The 23,491-nt window shown below is 37.2% G+C and carries 25 protein-coding genes and 1 pseudogene; 7 read left to right on the forward strand and 19 right to left on the reverse strand.

All coding sequences use genetic code 11. The features are described from left to right. Nucleotides 1–104: 104 nt before the first annotated feature. Nucleotides 105–1,001 carry an aminoglycoside phosphotransferase family protein gene (locus AAEU33_RS16955; RefSeq protein WP_345989064.1) on the forward strand — a complete coding sequence of 299 codons (897 nt, stop codon included), beginning with the start codon at nt 105–107 and terminating at the stop codon, nt 999–1,001. A 40-nt stretch (nt 1,002–1,041) separates the two neighbouring features. On the opposite strand, the gene AAEU33_RS16960 is transcribed toward AAEU33_RS16955, so the two are convergent. After that, a complete protein-coding gene (locus AAEU33_RS16960) occupies nt 1,042–1,635 on the reverse strand; it encodes a dihydrofolate reductase family protein (protein ID WP_345989066.1) in 594 nt (197 codons plus the stop codon). A 54-nt stretch (nt 1,636–1,689) separates the two neighbouring features. Further along, nucleotides 1,690–2,565 carry an alpha/beta hydrolase gene (locus AAEU33_RS16965; RefSeq protein ID WP_228456940.1) on the reverse strand — a complete coding sequence of 292 codons (876 nt, stop codon included), beginning with the start codon at nt 2,563–2,565 and terminating at the stop codon, nt 1,690–1,692. A 314-nt stretch (nt 2,566–2,879) separates the two neighbouring features. Here AAEU33_RS16965 and AAEU33_RS16970 point away from each other — a divergent pair, with 314 nt between their 5' ends. Together AAEU33_RS16970 and AAEU33_RS16975 are read left to right on the forward strand one after the other, a co-directional pair. Further along, nucleotides 2,880–3,023: a hypothetical protein gene (locus tag AAEU33_RS16970; protein WP_172278250.1), complete on the forward strand. Its 144-nt coding sequence runs from the start codon at nt 2,880–2,882 to the stop codon at nt 3,021–3,023. Between the two features lie 27 nt (nt 3,024–3,050). After that, nucleotides 3,051–3,197, forward strand: a complete 147-nt coding sequence (locus AAEU33_RS16975; RefSeq protein ID WP_172278248.1) for a hypothetical protein — start codon at nt 3,051–3,053, stop codon at nt 3,195–3,197. Between the two features lie 171 nt (nt 3,198–3,368). Here the strand turns inward: AAEU33_RS16975 and AAEU33_RS16980 are convergent, their stop codons facing one another. Next, nucleotides 3,369–4,004 (reverse strand): NAD(P)H-dependent oxidoreductase, encoded by a 636-nt coding sequence (locus AAEU33_RS16980; RefSeq protein ID WP_345989069.1) that lies wholly within the window; start codon nt 4,002–4,004, stop codon nt 3,369–3,371. Between the two features lie 334 nt (nt 4,005–4,338). Here AAEU33_RS16980 and AAEU33_RS16985 point away from each other — a divergent pair, with 334 nt between their 5' ends. The 3 genes from AAEU33_RS16985 to AAEU33_RS16995 all read left to right on the forward strand — a co-directional run bounded on the left by AAEU33_RS16985 (nt 4,339) and on the right by AAEU33_RS16995 (nt 7,214). Continuing rightward, entirely contained in the window at nt 4,339–5,751 is a 1,413-nt protein-coding gene (locus AAEU33_RS16985; protein ID WP_345989071.1) for an inorganic phosphate transporter, read from the forward strand. Nucleotides 5,752–5,802: 51 nt separating this feature from the next. Further along, nucleotides 5,803–6,633 (forward strand): universal stress protein, encoded by an 831-nt coding sequence (locus AAEU33_RS16990; RefSeq protein ID WP_273647732.1) that lies wholly within the window; start codon nt 5,803–5,805, stop codon nt 6,631–6,633. A gap of 134 nt (nt 6,634–6,767) precedes the next feature. After that, complete coding sequence (locus AAEU33_RS16995; RefSeq protein WP_345989073.1) at nt 6,768–7,214, forward strand: hypothetical protein; 447 nt, start codon at nt 6,768–6,770, stop codon at nt 7,212–7,214. Between the two features lies 1 nt (nt 7,215). Here AAEU33_RS16995 and AAEU33_RS17000 read toward each other — a convergent pair whose 3' ends face one another. The 14 genes and pseudogenes from AAEU33_RS17000 to AAEU33_RS17065 all read right to left on the reverse strand — a co-directional run bounded on the left by AAEU33_RS17000 (nt 7,216) and on the right by AAEU33_RS17065 (nt 19,574). After that, nucleotides 7,216–8,031, reverse strand: a complete 816-nt coding sequence (locus AAEU33_RS17000; protein ID WP_345989075.1) for an AraC family transcriptional regulator — start codon at nt 8,029–8,031, stop codon at nt 7,216–7,218. A gap of 200 nt (nt 8,032–8,231) precedes the next feature. Further along, nucleotides 8,232–9,287: a hypothetical protein gene (locus AAEU33_RS17005; RefSeq protein ID WP_228456938.1), complete on the reverse strand. Its 1,056-nt coding sequence runs from the start codon at nt 9,285–9,287 to the stop codon at nt 8,232–8,234. Nucleotides 9,288–9,359: 72 nt separating this feature from the next. Continuing rightward, nucleotides 9,360–10,226, reverse strand: a complete 867-nt coding sequence (locus AAEU33_RS17010; protein WP_345989077.1) for an AraC family transcriptional regulator — start codon at nt 10,224–10,226, stop codon at nt 9,360–9,362. A 179-nt stretch (nt 10,227–10,405) separates the two neighbouring features. Then, nucleotides 10,406–11,158 carry a hypothetical protein gene (locus AAEU33_RS17015; RefSeq protein WP_306611877.1) on the reverse strand — a complete coding sequence of 251 codons (753 nt, stop codon included), beginning with the start codon at nt 11,156–11,158 and terminating at the stop codon, nt 10,406–10,408. A gap of 202 nt (nt 11,159–11,360) precedes the next feature. After that, nucleotides 11,361–12,275 carry a prolyl oligopeptidase family serine peptidase gene (locus AAEU33_RS17020; RefSeq protein ID WP_345989084.1) on the reverse strand — a complete coding sequence of 305 codons (915 nt, stop codon included), beginning with the start codon at nt 12,273–12,275 and terminating at the stop codon, nt 11,361–11,363. Next, nucleotides 12,272–12,724 (reverse strand): hypothetical protein, encoded by a 453-nt coding sequence (locus AAEU33_RS17025; protein WP_172278230.1) that lies wholly within the window; start codon nt 12,722–12,724, stop codon nt 12,272–12,274. The genes AAEU33_RS17020 and AAEU33_RS17025 overlap by 4 nt, the downstream gene beginning before the upstream one ends. Nucleotides 12,725–12,781: 57 nt before the next feature. Beyond that, nucleotides 12,782–12,976 (reverse strand): hypothetical protein, encoded by a 195-nt coding sequence (locus tag AAEU33_RS17030; RefSeq protein ID WP_345989087.1) that lies wholly within the window; start codon nt 12,974–12,976, stop codon nt 12,782–12,784. A 400-nt stretch (nt 12,977–13,376) separates the two neighbouring features. Next, nucleotides 13,377–13,910: a dihydrofolate reductase family protein gene (locus AAEU33_RS17035; protein ID WP_345989089.1), complete on the reverse strand. Its 534-nt coding sequence runs from the start codon at nt 13,908–13,910 to the stop codon at nt 13,377–13,379. A 71-nt stretch (nt 13,911–13,981) separates the two neighbouring features. Continuing rightward, nucleotides 13,982–14,716: a helix-turn-helix transcriptional regulator gene (locus AAEU33_RS17040; RefSeq protein ID WP_345989091.1), complete on the reverse strand. Its 735-nt coding sequence runs from the start codon at nt 14,714–14,716 to the stop codon at nt 13,982–13,984. 55 nt (nt 14,717–14,771) lie between these two features. Then, on the reverse strand, nt 14,772–15,566 hold the full coding sequence (locus AAEU33_RS17045) for an HAD family hydrolase (protein ID WP_172278218.1): 795 nt from the start codon (nt 15,564–15,566) through the stop codon (nt 14,772–14,774). 83 nt (nt 15,567–15,649) lie between these two features. Beyond that, nucleotides 15,650–16,697: pseudogene (locus tag AAEU33_RS17050) on the reverse strand (UDP-glucose--hexose-1-phosphate uridylyltransferase). Beyond that, nucleotides 16,681–17,865, reverse strand: a complete 1,185-nt coding sequence (gene galK, locus AAEU33_RS17055; RefSeq protein ID WP_345989093.1) for a galactokinase — start codon at nt 17,863–17,865, stop codon at nt 16,681–16,683. Before galK ends, AAEU33_RS17050 begins: the two are co-directional and overlap by 17 nt. Nucleotides 17,866–17,955: 90 nt before the next feature. Continuing rightward, the gene (gene fsa, locus AAEU33_RS17060; RefSeq protein WP_345989095.1) at nt 17,956–18,609 is read right to left on the reverse strand and encodes a fructose-6-phosphate aldolase; all 654 of its coding nucleotides are present in this window, start codon (nt 18,607–18,609) and stop codon (nt 17,956–17,958) included. Between the two features lie 92 nt (nt 18,610–18,701). Continuing rightward, nucleotides 18,702–19,574, reverse strand: a complete 873-nt coding sequence (locus AAEU33_RS17065) for an AraC family transcriptional regulator (RefSeq protein ID WP_172278210.1) — start codon at nt 19,572–19,574, stop codon at nt 18,702–18,704. A gap of 156 nt (nt 19,575–19,730) precedes the next feature. Here AAEU33_RS17065 and AAEU33_RS17070 point away from each other — a divergent pair, with 156 nt between their 5' ends. Then, nucleotides 19,731–20,327 (forward strand): hypothetical protein, encoded by a 597-nt coding sequence (locus tag AAEU33_RS17070; protein ID WP_273647720.1) that lies wholly within the window; start codon nt 19,731–19,733, stop codon nt 20,325–20,327. Nucleotides 20,328–20,442: 115 nt separating this feature from the next. On the opposite strand, the gene AAEU33_RS17075 is transcribed toward AAEU33_RS17070, so the two are convergent. Together AAEU33_RS17075 and AAEU33_RS17080 are read right to left on the reverse strand one after the other, a co-directional pair. Continuing rightward, on the reverse strand, nt 20,443–22,476 hold the full coding sequence (locus AAEU33_RS17075; protein WP_345989098.1) for an alpha-glucuronidase: 2,034 nt from the start codon (nt 22,474–22,476) through the stop codon (nt 20,443–20,445). A 27-nt stretch (nt 22,477–22,503) separates the two neighbouring features. Then, entirely contained in the window at nt 22,504–23,478 is a 975-nt protein-coding gene (locus AAEU33_RS17080) for a glycoside hydrolase family 43 protein (RefSeq protein WP_345989100.1), read from the reverse strand. Nucleotides 23,479–23,491 lie beyond the last annotated feature (13 nt).

Here is a 23,491-nt window from a genome sequence, read left to right on the forward strand (position 1 = left end):
TATACCATAATTTTCTAAAATGAAGAGGCCACTCTATTGAGTGGCCTCTTTTAGTTAGGTCCAGCTGTTTTTAATTTGTAAATTAATGCTTGAAAAATTGAAGTATGGAAAATTTTTTAACCAAAAAATTTGGAAAGATCTTTAACCTCCAATTTATCGCTGAAGGATGGTGGTCTAAGGCATATAGTTTTACTGCTGAAGGGCAGCAATACATTATCAGAACAGGCAATCATGTACAGGATTTTATGAAAGACCATTGGGCTTTTATACATCTGAATAATACGAAAATTCCTATTCCTGAAGTTTTGGAATACGGAAATTATCATGATAATGTATACTACTGTATTTCAAGAAAGGCAAATGGTGATCCTTCCGATGAGATCATGGACCATCTTGATCATTATTCGCAAACAGAGCTTGCAAAAATAATCATCCGGCAATTGGAAAATATCCACCTGAGCGATACCACAAACCTCAGCGGTTGGGGCTTTACCGATGCCCAGGGAAAAGGTATGTTTCCAAGCTGGCAGCATTTTCTCTTATCATTTTATAATAGCAAAACGACTGCAAGCTGGCAACATCTTGCCCAGACCTCATGGCTTAACAGACAGCTTTTCACACATCTTATCGAAAAAATGAAAAGCTTTTTCCCTTATCTGCCCAATGAAAAATATATCCTTCATGGAGACTTCGGGTTTGATAATCTTTTACTGGACGGAAACCGAAAAGTAACCGCTGTTCTGGATTGGGCCGAAATGATGCTTGGCGACCCGCTTTATGATTTACTGCATATGAATGAACCCTGGATAAGGGATACTGGTCCTGATTTTCTTTCGATCTGGCTGAATATGAAACCCGGGTATATCAATTTTGAGCATATAGAAGAACGGCTACAATGCTACCATATCCATTATACTCTTTTCCATCTGTATATTCATACTGTACGAAAAGAGCATGATGATTACCAAAAAATTGAAAACTGGGCCATAAACAATTTATAATTTTAAATATTTGGGTTAAATTAGTTCAATAAAAAGGTCATTATATTTCAACATTACCCGTTACGATGTCTCCGTCACGTTGATAAGCTGCGATCATAACCCCTTTCGAAGTCACATGATTTTCTGTTAGTTTAAATGCTGAAGGAATTCCATTCTCATCAAAAAGTCTTTTTCCCTTGCCAAGGATCAACGGGTAGATTTTAAGCCTTAGTTTATCTACCAGATCATTTTCAAGCAACAGGTGAATTAGCTCGCTGCTTCCCCATACCTGAATATCCGATCCTTCTGTGTTTTTAAGCATTCTGATATCTTCCCAAGTTTTTAAGAATACGGTATTTTTCCAATCAGATGTCTCCCTCTCTTTAGACAGGACATATTTTGTCCCTTCATTAATTGCAGGCCAAAAGTTTGCATGCTCAGGCCAATAGGATTCAAAAATTTCAAATGTTTTCCTTCCTAAAATATAATCTGAAGGCTTCATCTCTTCTTTCATAATCTCTCCAAAAAGCTCATCTCCATAGGACACTGTCCATCCTCCATATCTGAAGTTTCCGGAGGTATCCTCTTCAGGTCCTCCGGGAGCCTGCATAATACCATCCAATGTTATCATGGATAAAACGGTTATTTTTCTCACTTTATTAATTTTTTTATGATGTATTAAAATTATTACGCTGATCCTTTAATTAAATTACTTTAAAAAAGCATTAAGGTAATTCAGTATGGTCGAAGTCTGCATCATAAGGCTGACATGGTTTTGACCCGGTACAATGGCTAATTGTGATTTGGGCAAGGCTCCAAAGTCTCCTGCAATACCTCCACCTAATAACTTATAGGTTTTTACAAGCTCAATTTTATCGAGGCCGTCGTTATCCCCAGCTATGATCAGTACAGGAGCTGTAATTTTTGCGATATTCTCATCTCCCATATTATAAGATTCCGATGCAGAAGCCATCATTTGCTCAAGAAATTTGGTCCATTTTGTCTTATCAGGAGCTACAGCATCATAAGCAGTTTGCATAGGGCTACCATTAAAAACATCCGGTTTCATTCCCTTAAAAGCATTATTAATTTCCGGTAGCCAACCCGCGCTTTTATAAGTAGCAGAAATGATGACAAGATTTTTTAATCTCTTTGGACTCTGGATAGCAAACTCATAGGCGATGGCACCTCCAAAACTATAACCTACTACATCAGCACTTTCAACTTTAAGATAATCCATTACTTTTTCCACATCCTTTGCTAATGTAGCATGTGACAATTTCCTGTCCGAATAAGGCGTATGACCGTGTCCCTGCAATTCTATAGCAATCACTTTCCTGGTTTTTGATAATTCAGGGATCAGTTGTCCCCAATTCATATCAATGGTCATAAAAGCACCATGCAATAAAACTACCGGCCTGCCCTCTCCGTATACTTCATAGTAAACCTTAGTTCCTTCTACCGGAACATACCCGCTTCCGGAAGGCTTGATTTTCTGTGCATACAAATGCGAAGCCGTTAACATCATAATTACAATCATGATCAATGGCTTACGAAACGTATCAAATTTGAATAGATTTTTCATAGTAATATTTTAATTTGGTTTATTTTTTTTGATCTTATCTCAAACAGATCAAAAAACTTTTATCCAAAATTACTAAGCCATTAGAAAAGTTCGCTTGCCATAGGGCAAGATTTTACTGGGGTAAACAGTTTTCTTTGTTGATCCTGTTTTTTGCGGGAATTCTGTTATTTCTTAAATATTTTTTTTACTACATATCTATAAAATCAATGTAAAGTCAATAGACAAATCATATTTTACCTGAAAATTTATCAGATAATTTTAGTGATGTATATGAAATTTGATTAATTTTAACTCGAAACTAAACTTAATTTATTATGAAAAATTTACAAAAAATCAAAAGAGAGGATTTGAAAACAATTAAAGGAGGAATTAACTGTCCTGGTGGCCAGATCTGCTTAATCGGTGGAAAATGGCAATGTATGCCATTCGATGGATGCGGTGGCGGAAACCAACCTTAATTTTAATTTTATCCAAATTTTATTATTATGAAAAATTTCACAAAAATTACAAGAGACCAATTGAAGAATATCAATGGCGGAGCAGTAGGTTGCTCTAATGATTGCTGCCCTCCTCCGGGAATTAAAAGATGTCCATCGGTAGTATGCTTTGCACCGTGTGAAATATTAAGTTAAAAGCTGAAAGGCGATCCGATCAATACGGTTCAATAACTTTAATAAAAAGCATCCTTTAGAAGTATCTAAAGGATGCTTTTGCTTAATCATCTGCACTTAATCATTTTTTCAGAGGGTATAACTTCTGTTTCCGCCGACTATTCATTGATAAAAACAGAAGAAGTTCCAGGGCTAAGCTATTGTATTTTCATTCAAGATCATCGTTTTTATTTTTTTGTTAGCGGCTTCTAATGAGCTCCCTTCAAAATCTACTCCATTGAGTGTCATACAATTGATGTTTTTTATCCCCATTATGTTTAATACAGTCTTAAGATAAGTAGTTTGAAAATCCATATGTTCATAAAATTCTCCGGGATCATACCCTGCATTTCCGCGAACCATCAACAGATAAGCCTTCTTATTTATCAATAGGCCCGTATAGGGATTTTCTGGTTTGTTTTTATTTACCAAAACCGTTTCATTCACTCTTACCACCTGATCTATGTATGCTTTTAGCACGCTGGGTACCGACCAATTATACATCGGGGTTCCCAATACGATAACATCAGCATTTTTCAGTTCTGCGACCAGCTGATTACTCACTTGTAATGTTTCTATATCTTCATCTGTTCTCAGTCCGGCAGGTTTAAAAGCTGCTGCAATCCATTTTTCCGTGACGTGTGGAATATTTTCCTGCCCCATATTCCTATAGACAATATGATCTTCAGGATGTCTTTCTTTCCATTCTTTAGTAAATACCTCTGAAAGATGACGGCTTAATGACCGTTCTTTTCTTGCACTGGCGTTAATAATTAATACATTGCTCATAATCTAAATTTAATAAGCTAATTAGTTTCTTTTATATTGAATCCTTTATTCAACTCGTAGATCCATCTTCTATGCAAAGGTATTTTGCTTTACATCCCCATTAAGGTACCAGACATACATATATAAGTAGTCCAGATAAATTACGATCCAGATCCCGATTGACCACATTAAAACAGTCGGTCCGTAAAGCATAACAAATTATTAATGATCCGTTTAAATACAGATAAATTAAATCACTTTTCTTTGTTAAAGTGAAAAGTACCGGGCATTTATTCTTAACGCAATCATTGGGGCATATTGCACGGATATCTTTTTACTTAAATAAAAATATTGTATGCTTTTAAACACTACCCTGCCTTTTTCTGGAGAATCAGAATTAACCATAGGCTTAGTGATCGTTTTTGCTTTATCCTTATTTGCTGTAGTTGTCTTTGAATTTGTAAATGGCTTTCATGATACAGCCAATGCAGTTGCCACAGTTATTTATACCAAAGCCCTTAAGCCCGTTATTGCCATCCCCTGGTCCGGTCTCTGGAATTTTCTCGGTGTCTTCACGGGTGGGATTGCTGTAGCGATGGGAATCCTGAAACTGGTACCCATGGACACGCTTATGACACTTCCCATAGCTGTCGGGGCAAGCCTGGTACTTGCTGTGCTAATTGCATCCATCATCTGGAATCTTGGAACATGGTATCTGGGTATTCCCTGTTCGAGCTCACATACCCTCATCGGTTCACTGATTGGTGCCGGTCTTGGTTTCAGCTGGTATTATGGAGGTGGTGTCAACTGGGAAAAGGCAAAAGAAATAGGACTGTCACTCATCCTTTCTCCTATTGTGGGTTTTGGACTGGCTATTCTGATAATGTGGTTCTTTAAATATGTTCTCCGCTATAAAGCATTGTTTCATATCCCGGAAGGAGAAAATGACAAACCACCTTTGGTGATCAGGGGCATTTTAATTACCACCTGTACTTTGGTCAGCTTTTTTCATGGAAGCAACGACGGGCAAAAGGGTGTCGGTCTTTTTATGCTCATCCTTATTGCATTCCTTCCTGCCAAATTTGCGATCAATCATGATATTCCTAATGACAGGATCCTCTACACTCTGAATCATACAGAAAAGCTCGTACAAGGTATAGCCGCTGCATCTATTGAAAACCGAAATGAACTGGTTTCCATAAGTCAACAGATCGAAGCTGTAAAAAAACAGCTGGCTTATAAAAGTGAAAAAGATAAAAAGGGGACCTATGCCTTCAGAAAACAGATTGAAACCCTCGTAAAGTCCATTAAAATGATCAATGATGATAAAAAAATAATCATTGATGATACGAATAGGAGCCAACTTATGCATCAGGCAGCTGAATTAAATAAACTTACTGAGTTTGCACCGGTATGGGTTATTATTATCATATCAGTTTCATTGGGATTGGGAACAATGATCGGCTGGAAAAGAATTGCAGTAACCATTGGTGAAAAGATTGGTAATGAACACCTGAATTATGCGCAAGGTGCTTCAAGTGAAATTGTAGCGGCCTCAACCATCGGTATCAGTACATTTTTGGGGCTACCTGTTAGTACCACCCATGTATTGTCAAGTGGAATTGCCGGATCTATGGTAGCATCAGGAGGCAAGAATAACCTGAATGCAGGCACATTGAAAAATATCGGGATGGCCTGGGTTCTTACTTTACCTGTTTCAATAATATTATCTTTGTTATTGTTTACAATCTTTCACCTGTTTATTTAATTTAACATGGTCTCCTTTTAGATTAATCAAATTGTCATCAAAAACAAAAAAATGAAAAAAATACTGGTTGCATCCGATTTCTCTCACAGTGCCGGGAACGCTATGCTATATGCATTATCACTTGCTAAAGCTTTAAAAATGGAGATAACAGTTTTAAATGCCATACATCCCACAGAGGGAATCAATAATAATATTTACAATGTTGTCTTTATCGAGGATTATTATGCGCGAAAGAGAAAGGCTCTTCAGGAATGGACAGAAAGTTTTATTCAGAGTGAAGAATATAAAGACATTCCGGTTAAAACAATCTGTGATGTGGGTTTTCTTCGAAATGTGGTGACCAAATATGCAGAATACCATGAAGTTTCATTTTTGGTAATGGGGATTACAGGTGCTACGGGTATCAAGGGAATTGTAGGCAGCAACACCAGTATGGCGCTATCTAAAATCCGGATCCCTACTTTAATTGTTCCTATTGAAAGTGCAATGCCAGAAGTTCCTGTCATTACGCTGGCCACCGATTATAAAACAACAAAATTATCTGTAAGGGATGTTAAAGCTTTAAATCAGATTCTGAAAGTTTCTAAGCCTAAAAAACTTGAGGTTCTTCATATTTCTGAAAAAGAAACCAACCCTAAGGTTATAAAGAATGGTGAAAAAAAGCTCACGGCACAGTTTCCCTCTGTAGAAATTAATTTCAATTATATCGATGAGGAGGGTAAAACATCAAATGGAATTATAGAGTTTATTGATAATAATGAAACAGACATTTTGTGTCTCGTTAAAAGAAATCATAATATTATTTACCGCTTATTTAGCAGCAGCACTGTAGAAGAAATTCTTAACAAATCCGTAAAAGCAATATTGGTACTTCATGCTTAAATAATATTGTTCATTTTTCATTTGTATCAAACCATCCTTTAATCTGCATAAGGTTAAAAGAAAAAATTAATATTAGTTCGCAATTATACAATTTTCATTTTCGATCAATCGGTTACTTTGTAAAAAAAATTAAAATGAAAAAAGTAGTTATGGTAAGCGTATTCATAGCGTTTGCCGGTTTTTGCAAAGCCCAAAATACAGATATGGTATCAAAAAGTGCCAGGAAAGCCATAGAATCAAGCAATGCCATCTATGCAGATCTCGCCAATAAGGACGATGGATCTATTCTTACCAGATATACTGAAGATGCATGCCTGTTCCCTCCCAGCGCTTCACCCGTGTGCGGACGGGAGCAAATAGCTTCATTCTTTAAAGGTGGACCTAAGGTACATGTTACATTTACAATTCAGCATTTATATGGGAATGATAAAACATTCATTACTGAAGAAAGCTTTTATGAAATGAGAGATCTTGACGGTAAGAAAATAGACGATGGAAAAGTAATGGTCATCTGGAAAAATACAAAAAACGGATGGAAAATGCATCGCGATATGTTTAGCAGTAATCATCCAGCAAAATAGGCTAAAAGCCTACATTGACAGCCTCTTGAAAATCTTTCCCGTTTTCAATTAGGAAACTCCGGGATTCTGAGGGAACAATACCCGTAAATCTTTTAAATTCCCGGATAAAATGTGCCTGGTCATAATACCCGCAATCATAGGCGATAGAAGTCAGTGATGACCGGGTATTAAGCACCAGATGCAGGGATCTGTTAAATCGGATGACGGAAGTAAAGGCTGCCGGACTGATACCGATATTGTTCATGTAAAGTTTTTGAATATATCTTTCCGATAGTCCGGAGTCTTCAGATAACCGGTTTAAATTTAATGGCTGATGATCAAATGAAATCCGCTTACTAAGAGCCAGAACCATTGACACTTTTTTCAATCGGTTTTCATTTTTTCTTATTTGCTGCAACAAAAAATCTTCTACTATTTTAATCTGGCCGGACAAGTCACCCGCCATTATGATACGGTCATACAAGGTTGTACTTTCTGCTGTTACATCATACATATCAGTGGCATAGTTTGTAAATTCAGAGACCGGATCATCAAAAAATAAAGTGCTGGCATGAGGATAAATTCTTACGATGAGCACCGTCGTATTTTTCAGGACCGTAAGTCTTGTTGGAAGTGTAATATGTCCCAGCAACTCTACGGACGGGGTATCTTTTCTTTTGCCATTAATGATAGTCGCAGCTGATCCGCCAGAAATATTAATAATCAAATCGATATAACCACTGGGATAAAATACAGCATCCGTGATATCTTTACCAATCGTTACAACCGTATAATTCTTTACGTAAGGCGCTAAAACAGCTGATGGCAAAATCTGCATAATCGGAATAAATAATTAAGTAATTCGCTAACACAAAGCTTGTTAAAGTTATAAAAAAACATGACAGATCAAAAGAAAAACACATACTTTTTGGCCCTGGCTGAGATATATGATATTTGCGAAATTTTCATTGGTTACAGTAAAATAAAGATCCTGCAATTTTAAAAACTACAGGATTCTTTATCATCTAAACTATATACTTATTGATTTTTTTTAAAAAGGCCTGCTTTTAGGTTTGAGCCCAACGACCCCTCTGCCAGCTGAAGATAATTACGCTTACTCTGATCTTTTTCAATTTGTACAGTTCCTGTAGTCTGCACGTTTTTCATATCCAGAAAATCTGAGGAAGTTAAATCATTACCACCTATCGCACCGTCACCAAATCCTGCCATATTTTTATAGTCTGTAAAAATGCAATCAGAGGCTTTGTATCTCAGTGTACTTCCTTTTTCCCTTATCCATACCGTAGTAGTATTTGCAATGATATTATGATGAAAATCAAAATAGTCACCATCAGTACCTTTTGTAGTCCAGACCCCACTGAAATAACCTCCATAAACCAATGAATAACGCATGGCACTTCTGCTCCCCTTAGCTCCTTCATTTTTCCAGAAAACAACAGGATTTTTACAATTGAAAAATACACAATGATCAACCACCAGACCATATCCATTAGCTATAACCCCTACATGCAACGGCAATACATCCGGATTTCCGGTAAAAAGACACTGCGTTACCAGAAGATCATCTAATTTTTTGCCATCCCTCCAAATGGGATAAGACCGGCGTAAGTTTTTACCATCTATATAAGAATAGTCAGGGCTTCCCGTAAATCTAAGACCTTCAATAGTCACATGACTAACCTCCGGTTGTATGCCTCTTGCCTCTTCTCCTCCCACACCCGGTACAAGGGGTGCTGCTGTAACGACAACCGGCATTTTTTGAGGACCCCAATCTGCATCATCAGGCATAATCTCCGCACGAATAACCAAACGGTTTTTAGGGGTATACTTATCGTTACTGAATACAACAGTCTCGGTGATCAGATGGATACCTTCCGAAAGAATGATTGTAGTGGATTCCTTTTCCTTATTTTGGTTTACGCGTCTTGCTGCTTCTGCAATTGTTTTCAGAGGTTGTTCTTTTATTCCGGAACTGGTATCGTTGCCGGTCCTGGGATTAACATATAATTGTTCTGCCTGTACTATCGCTACACTTATTATAAAAAGCAGAAAGCTGAGTATGTATTTTTTCATATTCCTTTTTTTGGTAAAATTAGGAACAATCTTATACTGCAAAAAGGTCATTTTAATTTTTAAATGGTCATTTTACAAACTCTTCCGGTATTGTTGAGGAGTGCTCCCCGTAAGTTTTTTAAAGAAGCGGTTAAAATTAGAAGGATCAGAAAAACCAAACCCGTAAGCAATCTCTTTTGCAGATTTGTTTTGATACAGCTCTTTCTTTATTTCTGAAACCAGTTTATGGTGAATCATTTGTTGTGCTGATAGCCCACTGAATTGCCTGCATATTTTGTTCAGAAATCCCGGACTGACATTAAGTATTCGGGTATAAGCCTCTACAGTCCTGTCATTTATAAAATTATTTTCCAGTAAAGATCGAAACCTGTAAAAATCCGGATGAACATAGGTATCCCCCTGAATATGATAAACACTTGCATAATAACGGTTGAGAATGACAAGCAGTTGATATAAGACGGACCTGATCAGATGGCCGCTGTCATTCTGAAGCTGCCCGAACTCCCCTTCTATTTCATGTAAAAGGTTCATACATTTCTCAAATGATACTTCCGGTATCTGCATTCCGGTTGGAAATGAATATTGATGAAAATATTGAAACCTATACAGGAACAGCTCGTCTGAAAAAAAGAGATAGAGAAAATCTTTATCAAAAAATAAAGTATATCCTTCAACCTTTTCTTTGATTTCCCAGCACCGAACTTGTCCGGGGCTTGTGAAGATAGCAGTTCCAGGAGTAATGGGAATCTTATTTTCATCCAATGTAAAGGTACCGGCTCCCTTTTCAATAAAAAGAATTTCGTAAAAACTAAGCTGGTGCAATGTGCTATCTAGTACAAAATGATTTAATGTTTCAATACGACCAATATCTAAAAGCAGCTCTAAACCATACTTGCAGGGAAGAAAGTGATACGTTTTAATTTTTGTGACCGGTTCCATTTCTTTTAACAACTTTTTCTTGCACCAATGATGGATTAAAAATACAAATTTCCGGAGTGTATATGATAATGAATAAAAATTATAATTCTATGATCAAAGATTATAGTGTACAGCCAGCCTGAAAAAAGGCCCTCAAAATTATTTGAAGGACTTTCTTCCTGAGTTATATGTCACATGATTTATGGTAAAAATGAAGAACCTATAGCTCCGGTTACAGCTCCGTATACAAGCCCACTAGCACCAACCGGTCCTAAAAAAGCACTAAAAGACCATGCAACCATTCCATATCCTGCACCACGCATATCTTTCTTGAATCGTGTATCACCACCTACTTTTGAAGTACTGTTTACAACGGAAAGATAATGATAGCCAACTCCATCGCCTTCCAATTCTGTAGGAAGCCAGAATTTTGATGATGCTAATCCTGTTTCTAAACACGTTAATAGGATGTCTCTATCTTTCTGATTAGAAAGAGAATTGATTTTTAATCTAGTGTCATCCATTTCTTTTGATATGGTGGAAAACGATTTATTATCCCCTGATAAATCATCTAATATTTCATTATAAAGACCCACGGCTCTATCATCACTCAAATTGCTCATGATAACTTTATCCATCTCATCATCTGAAGTATTGGATATTCTGGTCGATATGCAATTCATATAGTCACTACTTACATTCGGAATATCCAGACTTGTCAAAATTTCTATGTCAGATTTACCAGGATTTTGAAGTGCGGTATTCACAGCCACTTCTAAAAATTTATTATGAAGTATCGCCACTTCCACAGGATCTATAGCCTCCCACTTTTGATCATCCCCTTCTGTTACTAATCCACAATCACCGGCTTTGTTACTTAAATTGGAATGTAAAGCTGATACAGAGTCGTTCTCTGTAGATTGTGAATCATCATTACAGGAAAATGAAATCATAAACATTGATATCAGAAGTAATGGTCTAAAGAATTTTTTCATGTTGTTTAAAATTTTAATGTTATTTATTTATTTTTATTTATAGTCATTAGTGTATTTTTTCTCAATCGCTTCTTCTATTTTCTTTGAGTAAATCGACCTTTGTCGTTTCTCAAATGATATTCTAAAACGAACTAATGCCACATTTACTTCATCAGAAGGTTTAGAGATATTCCTTGAAAAATTTGGTTATATTTTCTATCAGGCTTTTCGTGTTATTATTAATTCCATGATTGGCATCTTCATAAATCAGTAGTCTTGTTGAAAAATTATTTTCCTTTAAATTTTTAAACAATACAATTGCATTTTCTACATTTACCCTTTCATCATTGGCCCCATGGATAATCATATTTTTTACTTTTTTATTTTTGATCATAGGAATAGCAAGAACTGAAGAGCGCTTATCCATTTCTTTTTTCGAATTTTTCTCAAAATCAGGAATGAGTTTTTTGTAAAGCTCCAACATTTCCGGTCTGTCTTTTTGATTTAAATCAGCAATGCCTCCTACAGTAATATTTACGTTTACTCTGTCTGTTTCTTTTAGGACTAAAAAGTTGGTCATTGCTCCTCTGCTTACACCCAGCATTCCAACTTTTTTGGGATCAATAGTCTCCTGATGATCAATAATTTCAAATAATTTTAAGACATCTCCAATATCTTTCCCCCCAAATTCATCTTTTCCTTCACTACGGGCTCCTCCCCGTAACTGAGAGCCTATTACCACAAAGCCTTTAGCCGCAATTTTTGATAGAAAATCCGTTAATACTGGTAGAGTTACAGCTCCAAGTTCACCATTGCCTCCACGGTTGAAAATAATTACGGGATACTTCCCTTTTATTTTGGGCTCTATAAGAAACCCTCTTATTTTAAGATTGTCTTCTGATAAATAATTATATCCGAAAATTTTTACTGAGTCAAGATGTTGATATTCCGTTTTATAAACCTCTTTCCCTTCAGTATTTTTTACGGTATACCCCCCTATTTTTTCCGGTTGTAACTCCTCAAAACCGGTTGATAAATTTTGACAGAAAACCAGATTCGACAGGATCAGTAAACAGAAATAAATAATTCTTTTCATTTTCTAAGTTTTTTTATTTGCTCTGGAGAATATTTTTTAGGATATTCTTCATACCAGGTTAGTAAGGTCTCTTCTCCCAGGTTATCATACACCCTTTCATATAAACTTTTTAATCGGTCTGTATGGCTTTCAACATTAAATGTCTCATTATACCACTCCTGTTGTTTTCTTTTTTCAGGCTGATGATGTATAAAACGTCCAAAATGTGCAGAACAAAAGGCTTCATAGTCCTGAGTAAAAAGAATAAAGTTATGCCACATCTCATCAATTATTAAGGTAGAATCATCAATAAAAACATCATCAACGTGGTTACCCAGCCATAGCCATTTCAATGTTTCGTTAAATATTTTTAAAGCTTCTTCCTTCTCAATATTGTACATGGTTAAAAAACGATCAATAACATCATCATTTCTGTAGGCCAGCACATCATGTAAGCTTTTGTTTATCATAGTAAGTCTAGTTTTAGATAAGAAGGAATGATTGCTCATTCCTTCTTTTTTTAGTAATTAAGGAGCAATTGCAACAACTGGTCCGCTCGGATTGGTCGGGGAAGTTACTGTACAGATGTAGCATTGAGTAATAACAATCGGCTTAGGAGGTGCCGTGCATGCAACACCACCATAAATACCTTTAAGACCTTCGATTTTCTTCTTCAACAAATCATCAATAACTTTCTTTTTTCTGTTAGTTTCAGAACTCATAATTAATAAACAGTTTAATTTTCTCCTACTCTATTAAGCTTTTCGGATTTCGCTTTTTTTAACAGAGCAAACATAAATTTTAATTAGATATATTCATAGCATACACTATTTATATTTATAAATTTAGAGCATATTGAAGCACCGCAACTATCTTAATTACAGAATGTTGCTTTTTTTATGAAACGAAATAGATCATTGTAATCATCCCTGTTAAATACTATCCTAAACAATATTGAAGAGAACAAAAAGTCCGGTTATCATACATGTAGGAATGCTAATTATAAAGAAAATGACACCATCTATCTTTATGGTGCTACCTGGTTTTTAGAGAATGAGGGATGTAATACCACAAGTATCGGTTCCAAATATAAGAAAGCCGCTCTTTTAAGCGGCTTTCTTATTACTTTTTACGTTTGTAATGAAATTGTACCAAACCGGTTTCAAATGTTTTTACGGTAATAAATTCAAGTACCTGTTCTGGTCTTCTGTCATTAAAAAGTCTTGTCCCATCACCTAACAAAACCGGGACAACCGAAATTACAAACTTGTCTATTAGGTCTTGCTTCAATAATTCATTAATTATTTCCGCCCCGCCGTCGCAATAAATATTTTTACCGTTTTCTGATTTTAAACGCTCAACCAATTCGGTTAAATTACCCGTATAAAAAATCGTTCTGCCTACTTGCGGCCTTTCTGTTCTGGTAATTACATAAACATCCCGTTCCCCATTATCATAATGAGATGCTCCGATTTCATTTACTACATAATCATAGGTTCTTCTACCAATAATTATGGTATCAATTTGAGAAGTAAATTCCGCATAGCCATAATCTTCGCCTTCTTTCTCTACAAGTTTTAAAAAGCTTAAATCGTCATTGGGTTGCGCGATATAACCATCTAAGCTCATCGCAATAAAAAGTGATATTTTTCGCATTGTTTTGAATTTTAATGTATCTGCAAATTTACTTTTACCCAGCCTGGTATACTTTGTAAAAATGCGACAAATCAAAGTAACGATGGCAAAAGTCCTGTATTTCTTTTGATTTCATGGCTAAGGTGTGAATGGTCATAGTATCCACATTCAAATGCAATATCTAAGAGACTCCTGTTTTGATCCGGATTTCTGATCAGGTGCAAAGCATTCTGAAATCGGATTATATTGGTATATTCTTTGGGTGATATTCCAATAAGTCTTTTAAAATCCCTTTCCAATTGTCTTACGGACGTGAAATTCCTTTTTGCAAGCTCAGATATGCTGATTTTTCCTTTTGCTGAATGTATCTCGTTAAGTACAGGTTGTAACTTGTTGTTCTTATTCTGTACTCTAGCGGAAAAGAATTGATCAAAATAATGGAAAGGATCCTCTAATGCTTTATCAACGTTAAAGGAATTTGATTTTTCAAATTCAATCGTGTCGTCTACCAGCTCATTCTGTGAAGTATAATTATAGAAATTGGCAAAAGCTGCCGGCTTCAGGCATGCACCGATTAAATGAGTATCGGTATCAATAAAACTATCTTTGAATGAAATCATCGCTCCCACCACATAAGTTTTTCCGAACTCCATTACGACCGAACCGTTATCCGTCAAACAAGGATCTCCTACATTCATTAGTATACCGGCACAGCCATCCGGAAAAACTCTTTCCCATTGCTCTTCCTGTTCATTTCCTTTCAATTCCCAATAGAAATGAATGAAGGGTTCTAACGCTTTATGCGGATGTGCTTTTTTATACTCCATGGGTTTATTTTACAGCCCGATATTCTATTGCATTTCTTACTACAAATGCCTTTAATCAGTCCAGATAGCCCTTGATTGTTTTTAAAACTCCAAAGCTGTCATTGGTACACGCTTCAAAATTGGCCACCTGCTTTACATTCGGGTGTGCATTTTTCATCGCGTAAGAATATTTGGCATTCTTCAGCATTTCTATATCGTTCATATAATCTCCGAATGCCATCGTATTTTCAGGAGAGATTCCCAAAGATTTCTGAAGGATTTTCAAAGCGTTTCCTTTATTGATATCCTTATTCATAATGTCCAGCCAGTATTCTCCCGAAACAACCACTTCCAGACCAAATTCTTCAAATCTTTTCAAAACCGGATACAGATATTCTTCAGAGCCTTCAGGATGATAGACTGCTATTTTAAAGGCTGTATCATCAATTCTTTCAGTAAGATCATCCTTTTTCATATTTTCGGTATAATACTTTGAGAAAAAATCTACAAACTGCTGATCTTCGGTTTCATAATATGCCATTTTTTTAGCTGAGAGTACCGCTTTCGCTCCCGGTATTTCCCGAACCGCTTTGATGATCTCAACAATATATTTATATTCCAATATATCAGCAAAAAGCTCCTGATCTTTATAGATCACATAACCTCCATTTTCAGCGATAAAGCCGATCTCACTCTCTATATCCCCGAAATAATGGGTAATCCCCGGCATCTGCCTGCCACTCGCGGGAACAAATACAATATTTCTTTTTTTCAGTTCTTTATAAATATCCGAAAATTCAGGGCTCATTTCATGGTTGGAATTCAGAAACGTCCCATCCATATCCGTCACAATTAATTTAATTTGTTCCATAATTTTATTGAGAAAAAGAGATGTTATATTCTGTATGTATCAGAATTACCATCTGCATATTCTTTCCAAAGGTATTGATTTTATTATTTTTTCTTGTAATGAATCCGGGGCAGGTTTCTTAATATTGCCGCGCTTTGTTCCGGGGTAATGTCTCGCTGAGGCTCTGCAAGCATTTCATACCCTACCATAAATTTCTTTACTTCCGCACTCCTGAGCAGCGGTGGATAAAAATGCATATGAAAATGCCATTCCGGATGTTGCTTTCCGTCCGTAGGTGATTGATGAATTCCCGCAGAATAAGGAAATGACGTTTCAAAAAGATTGTCATAAATTGTAGTCAGGTCCTTGAGTATGGCTGCAAGTGATTCTTTTTCATCCTCAGAAAATGCTGCAATATTTTCTCTTTGTTGTTTACTGATAATCATTGTTTCATAAGGCCATGATGCCCAAAACGGCACTAATGCTGCAAAATTTTCATTTTCTGTGACCATACGTTCGCCGGCCGTTATTTCCTGCTCAATATAGTCCTCCAGCAATGTTCTTTTATTCTTTTCAAAATAAGATTTCAACTGATCCTGGGTTTTCTGAACCATTGCCGGAACTGATGACTGTGCCCATATCTGGCCGTGCGGATGAGGATTGCTGCATCCCATGATGCTTCCTTTATTCTCAAAAATCTGAATATAATTAATATGGTCCAAAGCGGCTAATTCAATGAACTGCGCCTGCCATGCATCCACCACATTTTTTATTTGTTCCACGGACATTTCCGGTAAGGTAAGGCTGTGGTCTTCAGAAAAGCAAACAACCCTGTTGATTCCACGTTCCGGAAGCAGGGTAAAAAATCCTGAATGTCCTTCTGAGAAATCAACCTCTTCATTAAGCAACGCCCCGAAATCGTTATTAAAAACGTAAGTCCCTTTATAGTCAGGGTTGCGGGCTCCGTTAGCACGAATATTTCCGGAACAGAGATAACAGTCCGGATCATAGGCAGGACGATCATCTGCTGCGGTCTTCTCTCTGTCCTTGCCAGGGCCGGTTTGCCCGTTGGGGAGAAACCAGTATCCATTCATTCAGGAGAGGATTGTATCTTCTGTGGGGATGTTTATTACGGTCAAATGATGTATTCATTGGTGTATTCTTTTATCCCGTCTGAAATTTTAACTTGATACACTTTCATCTGAATATTAAAATGTTCAAGATATTTTTCACTGATGGCTTTAATCACTTCTTCAGCTCTGTTTTCCTGAATCAGGTTGATGCTGCAGCCCCCAAAGCCGCCTCCCATGATTCTTGCTCCCAGAACCCCTTCCTTCTGCAATGTGTTTTCAACCAAAAAATCAAGTTCAATGCAACTGACCTCAAATTCAGTGGACAGCCCCGTATGGGTTTCCGTGAGAAGTGTTCCCAGATATTCAATATTTCCTTCCGAAATTGCTTTGGCCGCCATTTCTACTCTTCGGATTTCTTTCAACAGATAGAGACATCTTTTGTATGAAATATCTCCCATTTCTTCTTTTGTATGATCAAGCATAGACAATGTAAAATCCCGGAATTTTTCAATCTCAGGGAAATTTTTCCATAAGACTTTTTTGCCGTGTTCTACATCTCTACGTCTTTCGTTATAGCCGGATGTCAGATGACTATGCTTTACACAGCTGTCAAAAAGCAGCAGGCTGTATCCTTTAAGGTCGGCATCAAAATATTGATGCTCCAAAGAATTACAGTCAAGCATAATGACCTTATTTTCCTTTCCGAAAACGGAGGCAAACTGATCCATAATTCCGCACTGAACTCCTGCAAAAGTATGTTCTGATTTTTGCCCGATCACCGCGATTTCTTTCTTGGTGAGATGAAGGTTAAAAAGTTCATTGAGAATATAGGAAAAGCCACATTCAAGGGCTGCCGAAGAAGAAAGTCCGGATCCCATTGGAATGGTACTACTGAAGACAATTTCCATTCCGCAAAACTGGTTTTCTGACTTCTGCAACTGGCTGAAAACGCCCAGAATATAATTCATCCACATTTGCGGTACAGGTTTTACCTCTATTGTGACATCAAATGTATATTCTTCTCCGAGGTCTTTGGCTATGATGGTACAAAAATTAGACTGTGGCAGCTTGCGGACAGCAAAACAAATGTATTTATCTATGGCAGCAGGTAATACAAAACCGTCGCTATAGTCTACATGCTCACCGATAATATTAATTCTCCCGGGAGAAAGGAAGATGTGTTCAGGCTCTGCTTTGAATTCGGTCCTAAACTTTTGTATGGTTGGGTTGATTAACTGTTCCTGCATATCAATCTCATTTGATCAACAGATCTGGGCTCATCTAAAGTATAAAACTACTGAATTTTAACAGAGAAGTTATACTTTTTCTGCCCAATCTTATTTCATTTTTTGTGAATCTTTAATAAACTGGTCTAATCCTGAATCTGTAAGCGGATGTTTAAGAAGAGAAAGTATAGGAGCCAAAGGACACGTTACCACATCAGCACCAATCTTTGCACAATTGATAATATGCATGCTGTGTCGGACTGAAGCAGCAAGGATCTGTGTCTGAAAAGCATAATTGTCATAAATCTCCCGGATTTCCGATATCAGATGAAGGCCGTCCGTAGAGACATCATCCAGTCTTCCCAGAAACGGAGAAACATAGGTGGCTCCTGCCTTGGCAGCCAGCAATGCCTGTCCGGAAGAGAATACAAGCGTACAGTTGGTCTTTATTCCCTTTTCAGAAAAATAGCGGATGGCTTTAATCCCATCTTGAGTCATGGGTACTTTTACAACAATTCTCGGATGTAGTGCAGCAAGCTCTTCACCTTCCTTAACCATTTCTCCAAAAGTAATTCCTAAAACTTCAGCACTTACATCGCCATCCACAATGTTGCAGATATCAAGATAGTGTTGGTGTATGTTTTGTTTTCCGGAAATCCCCTCTTTCGCCATCAGCGAAGGGTTGGTGGTTACTCCGTCAAGAACTCCAAGGGCATGGGCTTCTTCTATCATCGCCAGATTGGCAGTGTCAATAAAAAATTTCATAAAAAGTGATTGTTATTTTATAAGTGTTAAAATTACACTTATATTTTAATAAATCATCATATGATTACACTTTTTTATGGTTTTTCTAAAAATTATTCCATGAAATAATTAAACTCTTTCCTGTATTGGGAAGGACTTTTTTGGATGTATTCCTTAAACGTTTTATTAAAATAACTGAAATTATTAAATCCGGATTCAAAGCAGACTTCTGTAATGCTTAAAGGCTGTTCAGCAAGAAGCTTGAGGGCATGGGTAATTCTGTATTCGTTAACAAACTGTGTAAAGGTCTTATTTGTGATTTTTTTAAAATAACGGCAAAAAGACGGTACTTTCATATTGGCAAGATCAGCCATTTCTTCCAGGGTTATGGCTTCTTTAAAATGATCTTTGACGTAATTGAATATAAGATTGATTCTTTCATTATCTTCAATCTGTGTCTGAAGGTAATATTTTCCCGCATTTAAAATCCTGTAATCCTGAGTAACAGCCAATTCATCCAATATTTTTAAAAATCTGCATAACCTGTCCAAAGAGGAAGCTTCATGCATCTCAACAATCTCTTTCCCGATTCTTTTTTTCACATCCTCCCCAAATACAATACCTGCTTTTGATTTTTCAAGCAAAGAAGAAATCCTTTGCATTTCCGGTATGTCCCAGATAGGTTCTCCTAAAAAATCAGGTTTGAACTGAATAACCATTTCATACTCATTATGCGTACTTTCATTGGTGAGTCCGCAATGCGGTAGATTGCTTCCTATCAGTACAAGATCTCCTTCTGAAAAATAAGTGATACTACTTCCAATCTGTCTTTTCCCGGAACCTTTGCATACAAAAATCAATTCAACCTCGGGATGGTAATGCCAGACATGTGATTTTATATTCTCATTAGTCAGAAATTTAAGGCTGGTAAAGCTGCTTCCTATAGTAGGTCTTACCGCCTCAAAAGAAGGATTTACATGTTTCATATGCCAAATACAAATAATTTCATATGCAAAATTAACAAATAATACACTAATATCATTAAACAAGGTTAATATAGCACATAAATATGAAAATTTAATTATAGCCTGAGAATTATTGGTGCCCTAGCTTTGCAGTATTAATCCTAAAAGCCTTAACCCATGAGCACATTATTAAAAGCCGTATTTTTTGCAGGAGCCTTGTTGTTTTCAGCAAATGTAATGAGTAAGGATAGAGATTTTTCCCTCTCCTTTGGAAACGTACAAGCCAAAACGTTAAATTTTGAGCTGTCGAACGCCAGAAGCGTATCTGTTTTTGTTTATAACAGTGCACATGATGAACTATTCTCCGAAAATCTTACGGATGGGAGCCATGTAATGAAAACATATGATTTTCAAAGCTTTGAACCCGGAACTTATTATCTGGTAGCAGAATCAGAAATGAAGATAGAGAAGTATAAAATACAAATCAGTTCCGATAATGTAATGGAAGTGGAAAAAAAGCCTGTGAGCTCAATCAATAAGCCTGAATATACCATTTCCGGTAATATGGCGAAGCTGCACATGTCGGATGTAAAGGGTCCTGTAAATATTTCAGTATATGATCTATCCAATACTACGTATTATACATCCAACAGAGAATATGCTGACGGCAATGTAGATATTACCTTTAATCTTAACCCACAAACAGCCAACCAATATATCATCCAGGTTGAAGAAAATGGAAATATTTTTAATAAAATAATTTCCCTTAGATAAAACCGGCTACATTTAAAGATCATTCATTCCAATTATTTGGATTTAAAATTTTACATAGCTATTATTATTTGAGGCCGCTCTTCTTTCCGATCCTGAAAAAGAACGGCCTCATTTTTTAATTGTGATGTCCCATATTCAATTTAATTTTTTTCAGATCTTCTAATTCGTGAACAGGGCGTTCGATGTCATAAGGAATCGGTTTTTTGGAAAAAGTCTGAAAATACAGCAGGCAGGCATCCTTCCACCAGACTGCATCTTTTGACTGAATCTTGAGTTTTGACTGAACATCAGCAAATCTTTGTTCATCTATATAAGGTTCCATCTTATCCCATACTTTCTGATAGTCCCTTACTTTTTTTACTCCGGAATCATACGTATAGCACAGCTCATCCCACAGTGTTTTTCCGTCTTTCATTGTATAATCCCACGGAACATGATGAAACCACAGGATAAGATTTTCCGGACAGGTTGAGATATTCCCATACCTTTCATTCAATGGTGGAAAATATTGCGAAATAGCATTACTTCCTGTTTTTGTTCTGTTAAAGCCCAATCCCTGAGCATCAGCCTGATGATAATAGACAGGTGACCAGTCCGGTCTTCCGCCTTTATAATCTCCCCATGGCTCTGGCCCGTAGTGATGTCCGCCTGCAAAAATGTGGTGAAGTCCCAAAGGCATCATATAATCCACAGCGGTTTCTCGGGACGAAAGCATCATTTCTTTTACCGGATCCAGGAATTTCTGATTGTCTGTAAAGGTCATTTTAATCCATTCATCCGCAATCTGCTCTGAACTCAGCTGATGGTTCCATGCCAACCTTCCGAAGGCATACCAATTGGCCTGTGCAAAATGATGTCCTGTCCAGTTGGTATCTTCCCCGATATTGGCAACAGCTGAAATGGCTGTCAATTTTGCGGGTCTTAATGTACCGTCTGTTATTTTAGCAATCGTAGATCCCTGACCGTCCGAGTAAGTATCACTTTCCAGTGTTTCCTTGAATAACGGAGCCAAATAAACCAAATGATTTGAAATGCCCAGATATTCCTGTGTAATCTGAAATTCTACCATTTCGGAAGTTTTTCTTAGTGCTCCGAAAAGCGGATTAAACGCTTCGCGGGGCTGAAAATCAACCGGACCGTTTTTGATCTGAATAATTACGTTATCCCTGAATTTACCATCCAGAGGAACAAATTCCAGATAAGCCTGTTTGGCTCTGTCGTCTTTGCTCGGACTGTAGACAAATGCTCTCCACATCACGATTCCATGGTAAGGTTTCAGGGCATCAGCCATCATATTGGCTCCGTCTGTATGGGTTCTTCCGTAATCCTGAGGACCCGGCTGCCCTTCGGAATTGGCTTTCACCAAAAATCCACCGAAATCGGGAATTAACTTATAAATTTCAGCAGCTTTATCTTTCCACCACTTTTGTACATCCTTATTCAATGGATCTGAATTTTGCAATCCGCCAAGCACTTTTGGGGAAGAAAAATTCACGGAAAGATACACCTTCATGCCATAAGGCCTGAAAATATCGGCCAGAACCTTTACTTTCTTAAGATAATCTTCCCTGAGCATATTAGGCGATGCATTCACATTATTCAAAACAACGGAATTAATTCCTACAGAAGCATTCGCTCTCGCGTATTCTTCATAGCGCGGAGAAATTTTCCCTGGCAGATCTTCCCATTTCCAAAGCGATCTTCCGGCATATCCCCTCTCAATGCTTCCGTCCAGATTATCCCAATGATTCAGAATCCTTACATCGTATGATGGCTTTTCAATACTGTTTAAGTGAGACAGGTCGGCTTTTGTCTGCTGTAATCGCAAAATATGATAGACTCCATACAACAATCCTATTTCTTTCCCTGCAGAAATAACAATTTTTTCAGGGGTGGAAACAATTTTATAGCCGTCTTTCAGATTTTTCTCTTTGTTTTCTGTACGAAGTTCCACCGCCTGCCCCTGCCAGTGGCTGCTCAGCTCTTTTCTGGCAATGTTCAGCGTAGGACTGTTCCCTTTGGAAATAATTTTATCTGCCGATATTCCGTTTTTTGCAGGAAACCGAAGCCATAGCTGACTTCCGTCCTCCGCGAAGGTCAGTAACGGAATGATCAGAAAAAATAGAATGTTGAGTCTCAGATATCGCATTGAAAAATTTTAAATTATTAAAGATGACTATGATTGGTCTTCTAGACCTTCAATCGTCTTGATTTTCCCTTCCTGATCGTATTCCAGTTCAATCACTTTCATACTTCTCAGCCATGTTTTACCGCCACTGGGAACAGAATCATGGAAAAACAGATACCACTTCCCTTTGAATTCTACAATACTATGATGAGTAGTCCATCCTACCACCGGAGTAAGAATTTCACCCTGAAAGGTAAACGGCCCGTAAGGATTATCCCCGGTTGCATAGCAAATCAGGCGGGTGTCTCCTGTTGAATAAGAGAAATAATAGGTATCATTATACCGATGCATCCATGATGCTTCAAAAAAGCGGTGTTTATCTCCATGAAGCAGTGGTTTTCCGTTTTCATCAATGATGACAACGTCTTTAGGTGCTTCAGCAAATTCAAGCATATCATCGCTCAGCAAAGCTACCTTAGAATGGATTGCAGGTTCATTATTTTCGGGAATTACAGCAGATTCAAGTGCTTTATTATCTCTGTAGCGCTGTAATTGTCCACCCCAGATTCCTCCGAAATACATATAATATTTTCCTTTATCTTCAAAAATGCACGGATCGATGCTGTAACTGCCCATCATCGGATGCTTTTCAGGAATGAAAGGCCCGTAAGGTTTGTCGCTCACAGCAACCCCGATTCTGAAGATATCATTCTGATCCTTCAGAGGAAAGTACATATAATATTTGCCGTCTTTGAACGCAACATCACAATCCCACAGCTGTCTTCCCGCCCATGGAATATCTTTTACCGAAAGTACTACGCCATGGTCTTTAATTTCTCCACCTTCCACATCATCCATTGAGAAGACATGATAATCATTCATGTCAAAATGGTCTCCGTTATCATTTTCTTCAATTCCACTTTCGCGGTCATGAGAAGGATAGATATAGATTTTATCTTCAAAAACGTGAACGGAAGGGTCTGCCATATAATCTTCCGGGAATAAATATTTTGATTTTTTCATTAAGTAAAAATTC

Origin of the sequence: Chryseobacterium sp. Chry.R1 (genome assembly GCF_039645525.1) — a bacterium.
GTDB classification, from domain to species: Bacteria; Bacteroidota; Bacteroidia; order Flavobacteriales; family Weeksellaceae; genus Chryseobacterium; species Chryseobacterium proteolyticum.

Excerpts from the sequence above, each read along its gene's own strand:
- AAEU33_RS16955 (WP_345989064.1), top strand. The coding sequence starts at position 105 with ATGGAAAATTTTTTAACCAAAAAATTTGGAAAGATCTTTAACCTCCAA.
- AAEU33_RS16965 (WP_228456940.1), bottom strand. The coding sequence starts at position 2,565 with ATGAAAAATCTATTCAAATTTGATACGTTTCGTAAGCCATTGATCATG.
- AAEU33_RS16970 (WP_172278250.1), top strand. The coding sequence starts at position 2,880 with ATGAAAAATTTACAAAAAATCAAAAGAGAGGATTTGAAAACAATTAAA.
- AAEU33_RS16975 (WP_172278248.1), top strand. The coding sequence starts at position 3,051 with ATGAAAAATTTCACAAAAATTACAAGAGACCAATTGAAGAATATCAAT.
- AAEU33_RS16980 (WP_345989069.1), bottom strand. The coding sequence starts at position 4,004 with ATGAGCAATGTATTAATTATTAACGCCAGTGCAAGAAAAGAACGGTCA.
- AAEU33_RS16985 (WP_345989071.1), top strand. The coding sequence starts at position 4,339 with ATGCTTTTAAACACTACCCTGCCTTTTTCTGGAGAATCAGAATTAACC.
- AAEU33_RS16990 (WP_273647732.1), top strand. The coding sequence starts at position 5,803 with ATGAAAAAAATACTGGTTGCATCCGATTTCTCTCACAGTGCCGGGAAC.
- AAEU33_RS16995 (WP_345989073.1), top strand. The coding sequence starts at position 6,768 with ATGAAAAAAGTAGTTATGGTAAGCGTATTCATAGCGTTTGCCGGTTTT.
- AAEU33_RS17000 (WP_345989075.1), bottom strand. The coding sequence starts at position 8,031 with ATGCAGATTTTGCCATCAGCTGTTTTAGCGCCTTACGTAAAGAATTAT.
- AAEU33_RS17005 (WP_228456938.1), bottom strand. The coding sequence starts at position 9,287 with ATGAAAAAATACATACTCAGCTTTCTGCTTTTTATAATAAGTGTAGCG.
- AAEU33_RS17010 (WP_345989077.1), bottom strand. The coding sequence starts at position 10,226 with ATGGAACCGGTCACAAAAATTAAAACGTATCACTTTCTTCCCTGCAAG.
- AAEU33_RS17015 (WP_306611877.1), bottom strand. The coding sequence starts at position 11,158 with ATGATTTCATTTTCCTGTAATGATGATTCACAATCTACAGAGAACGAC.
- AAEU33_RS17020 (WP_345989084.1), bottom strand. The coding sequence starts at position 12,275 with ATGAAAAGAATTATTTATTTCTGTTTACTGATCCTGTCGAATCTGGTT.
- AAEU33_RS17025 (WP_172278230.1), bottom strand. The coding sequence starts at position 12,724 with ATGATAAACAAAAGCTTACATGATGTGCTGGCCTACAGAAATGATGAT.
- AAEU33_RS17030 (WP_345989087.1), bottom strand. The coding sequence starts at position 12,976 with ATGAGTTCTGAAACTAACAGAAAAAAGAAAGTTATTGATGATTTGTTG.
- AAEU33_RS17035 (WP_345989089.1), bottom strand. The coding sequence starts at position 13,910 with ATGCGAAAAATATCACTTTTTATTGCGATGAGCTTAGATGGTTATATC.
- AAEU33_RS17040 (WP_345989091.1), bottom strand. The coding sequence starts at position 14,716 with ATGGAGTATAAAAAAGCACATCCGCATAAAGCGTTAGAACCCTTCATT.
- AAEU33_RS17045 (WP_172278218.1), bottom strand. The coding sequence starts at position 15,566 with ATGGAACAAATTAAATTAATTGTGACGGATATGGATGGGACGTTTCTG.
- galK (WP_345989093.1), bottom strand. The coding sequence starts at position 17,865 with ATGCAGGAACAGTTAATCAACCCAACCATACAAAAGTTTAGGACCGAA.
- fsa (WP_345989095.1), bottom strand. The coding sequence starts at position 18,609 with ATGAAATTTTTTATTGACACTGCCAATCTGGCGATGATAGAAGAAGCC.
- AAEU33_RS17065 (WP_172278210.1), bottom strand. The coding sequence starts at position 19,574 with ATGAAACATGTAAATCCTTCTTTTGAGGCGGTAAGACCTACTATAGGA.
- AAEU33_RS17070 (WP_273647720.1), top strand. The coding sequence starts at position 19,731 with ATGAGCACATTATTAAAAGCCGTATTTTTTGCAGGAGCCTTGTTGTTT.
- AAEU33_RS17075 (WP_345989098.1), bottom strand. The coding sequence starts at position 22,476 with ATGCGATATCTGAGACTCAACATTCTATTTTTTCTGATCATTCCGTTA.
- AAEU33_RS17080 (WP_345989100.1), bottom strand. The coding sequence starts at position 23,478 with ATGAAAAAATCAAAATATTTATTCCCGGAAGATTATATGGCAGACCCT.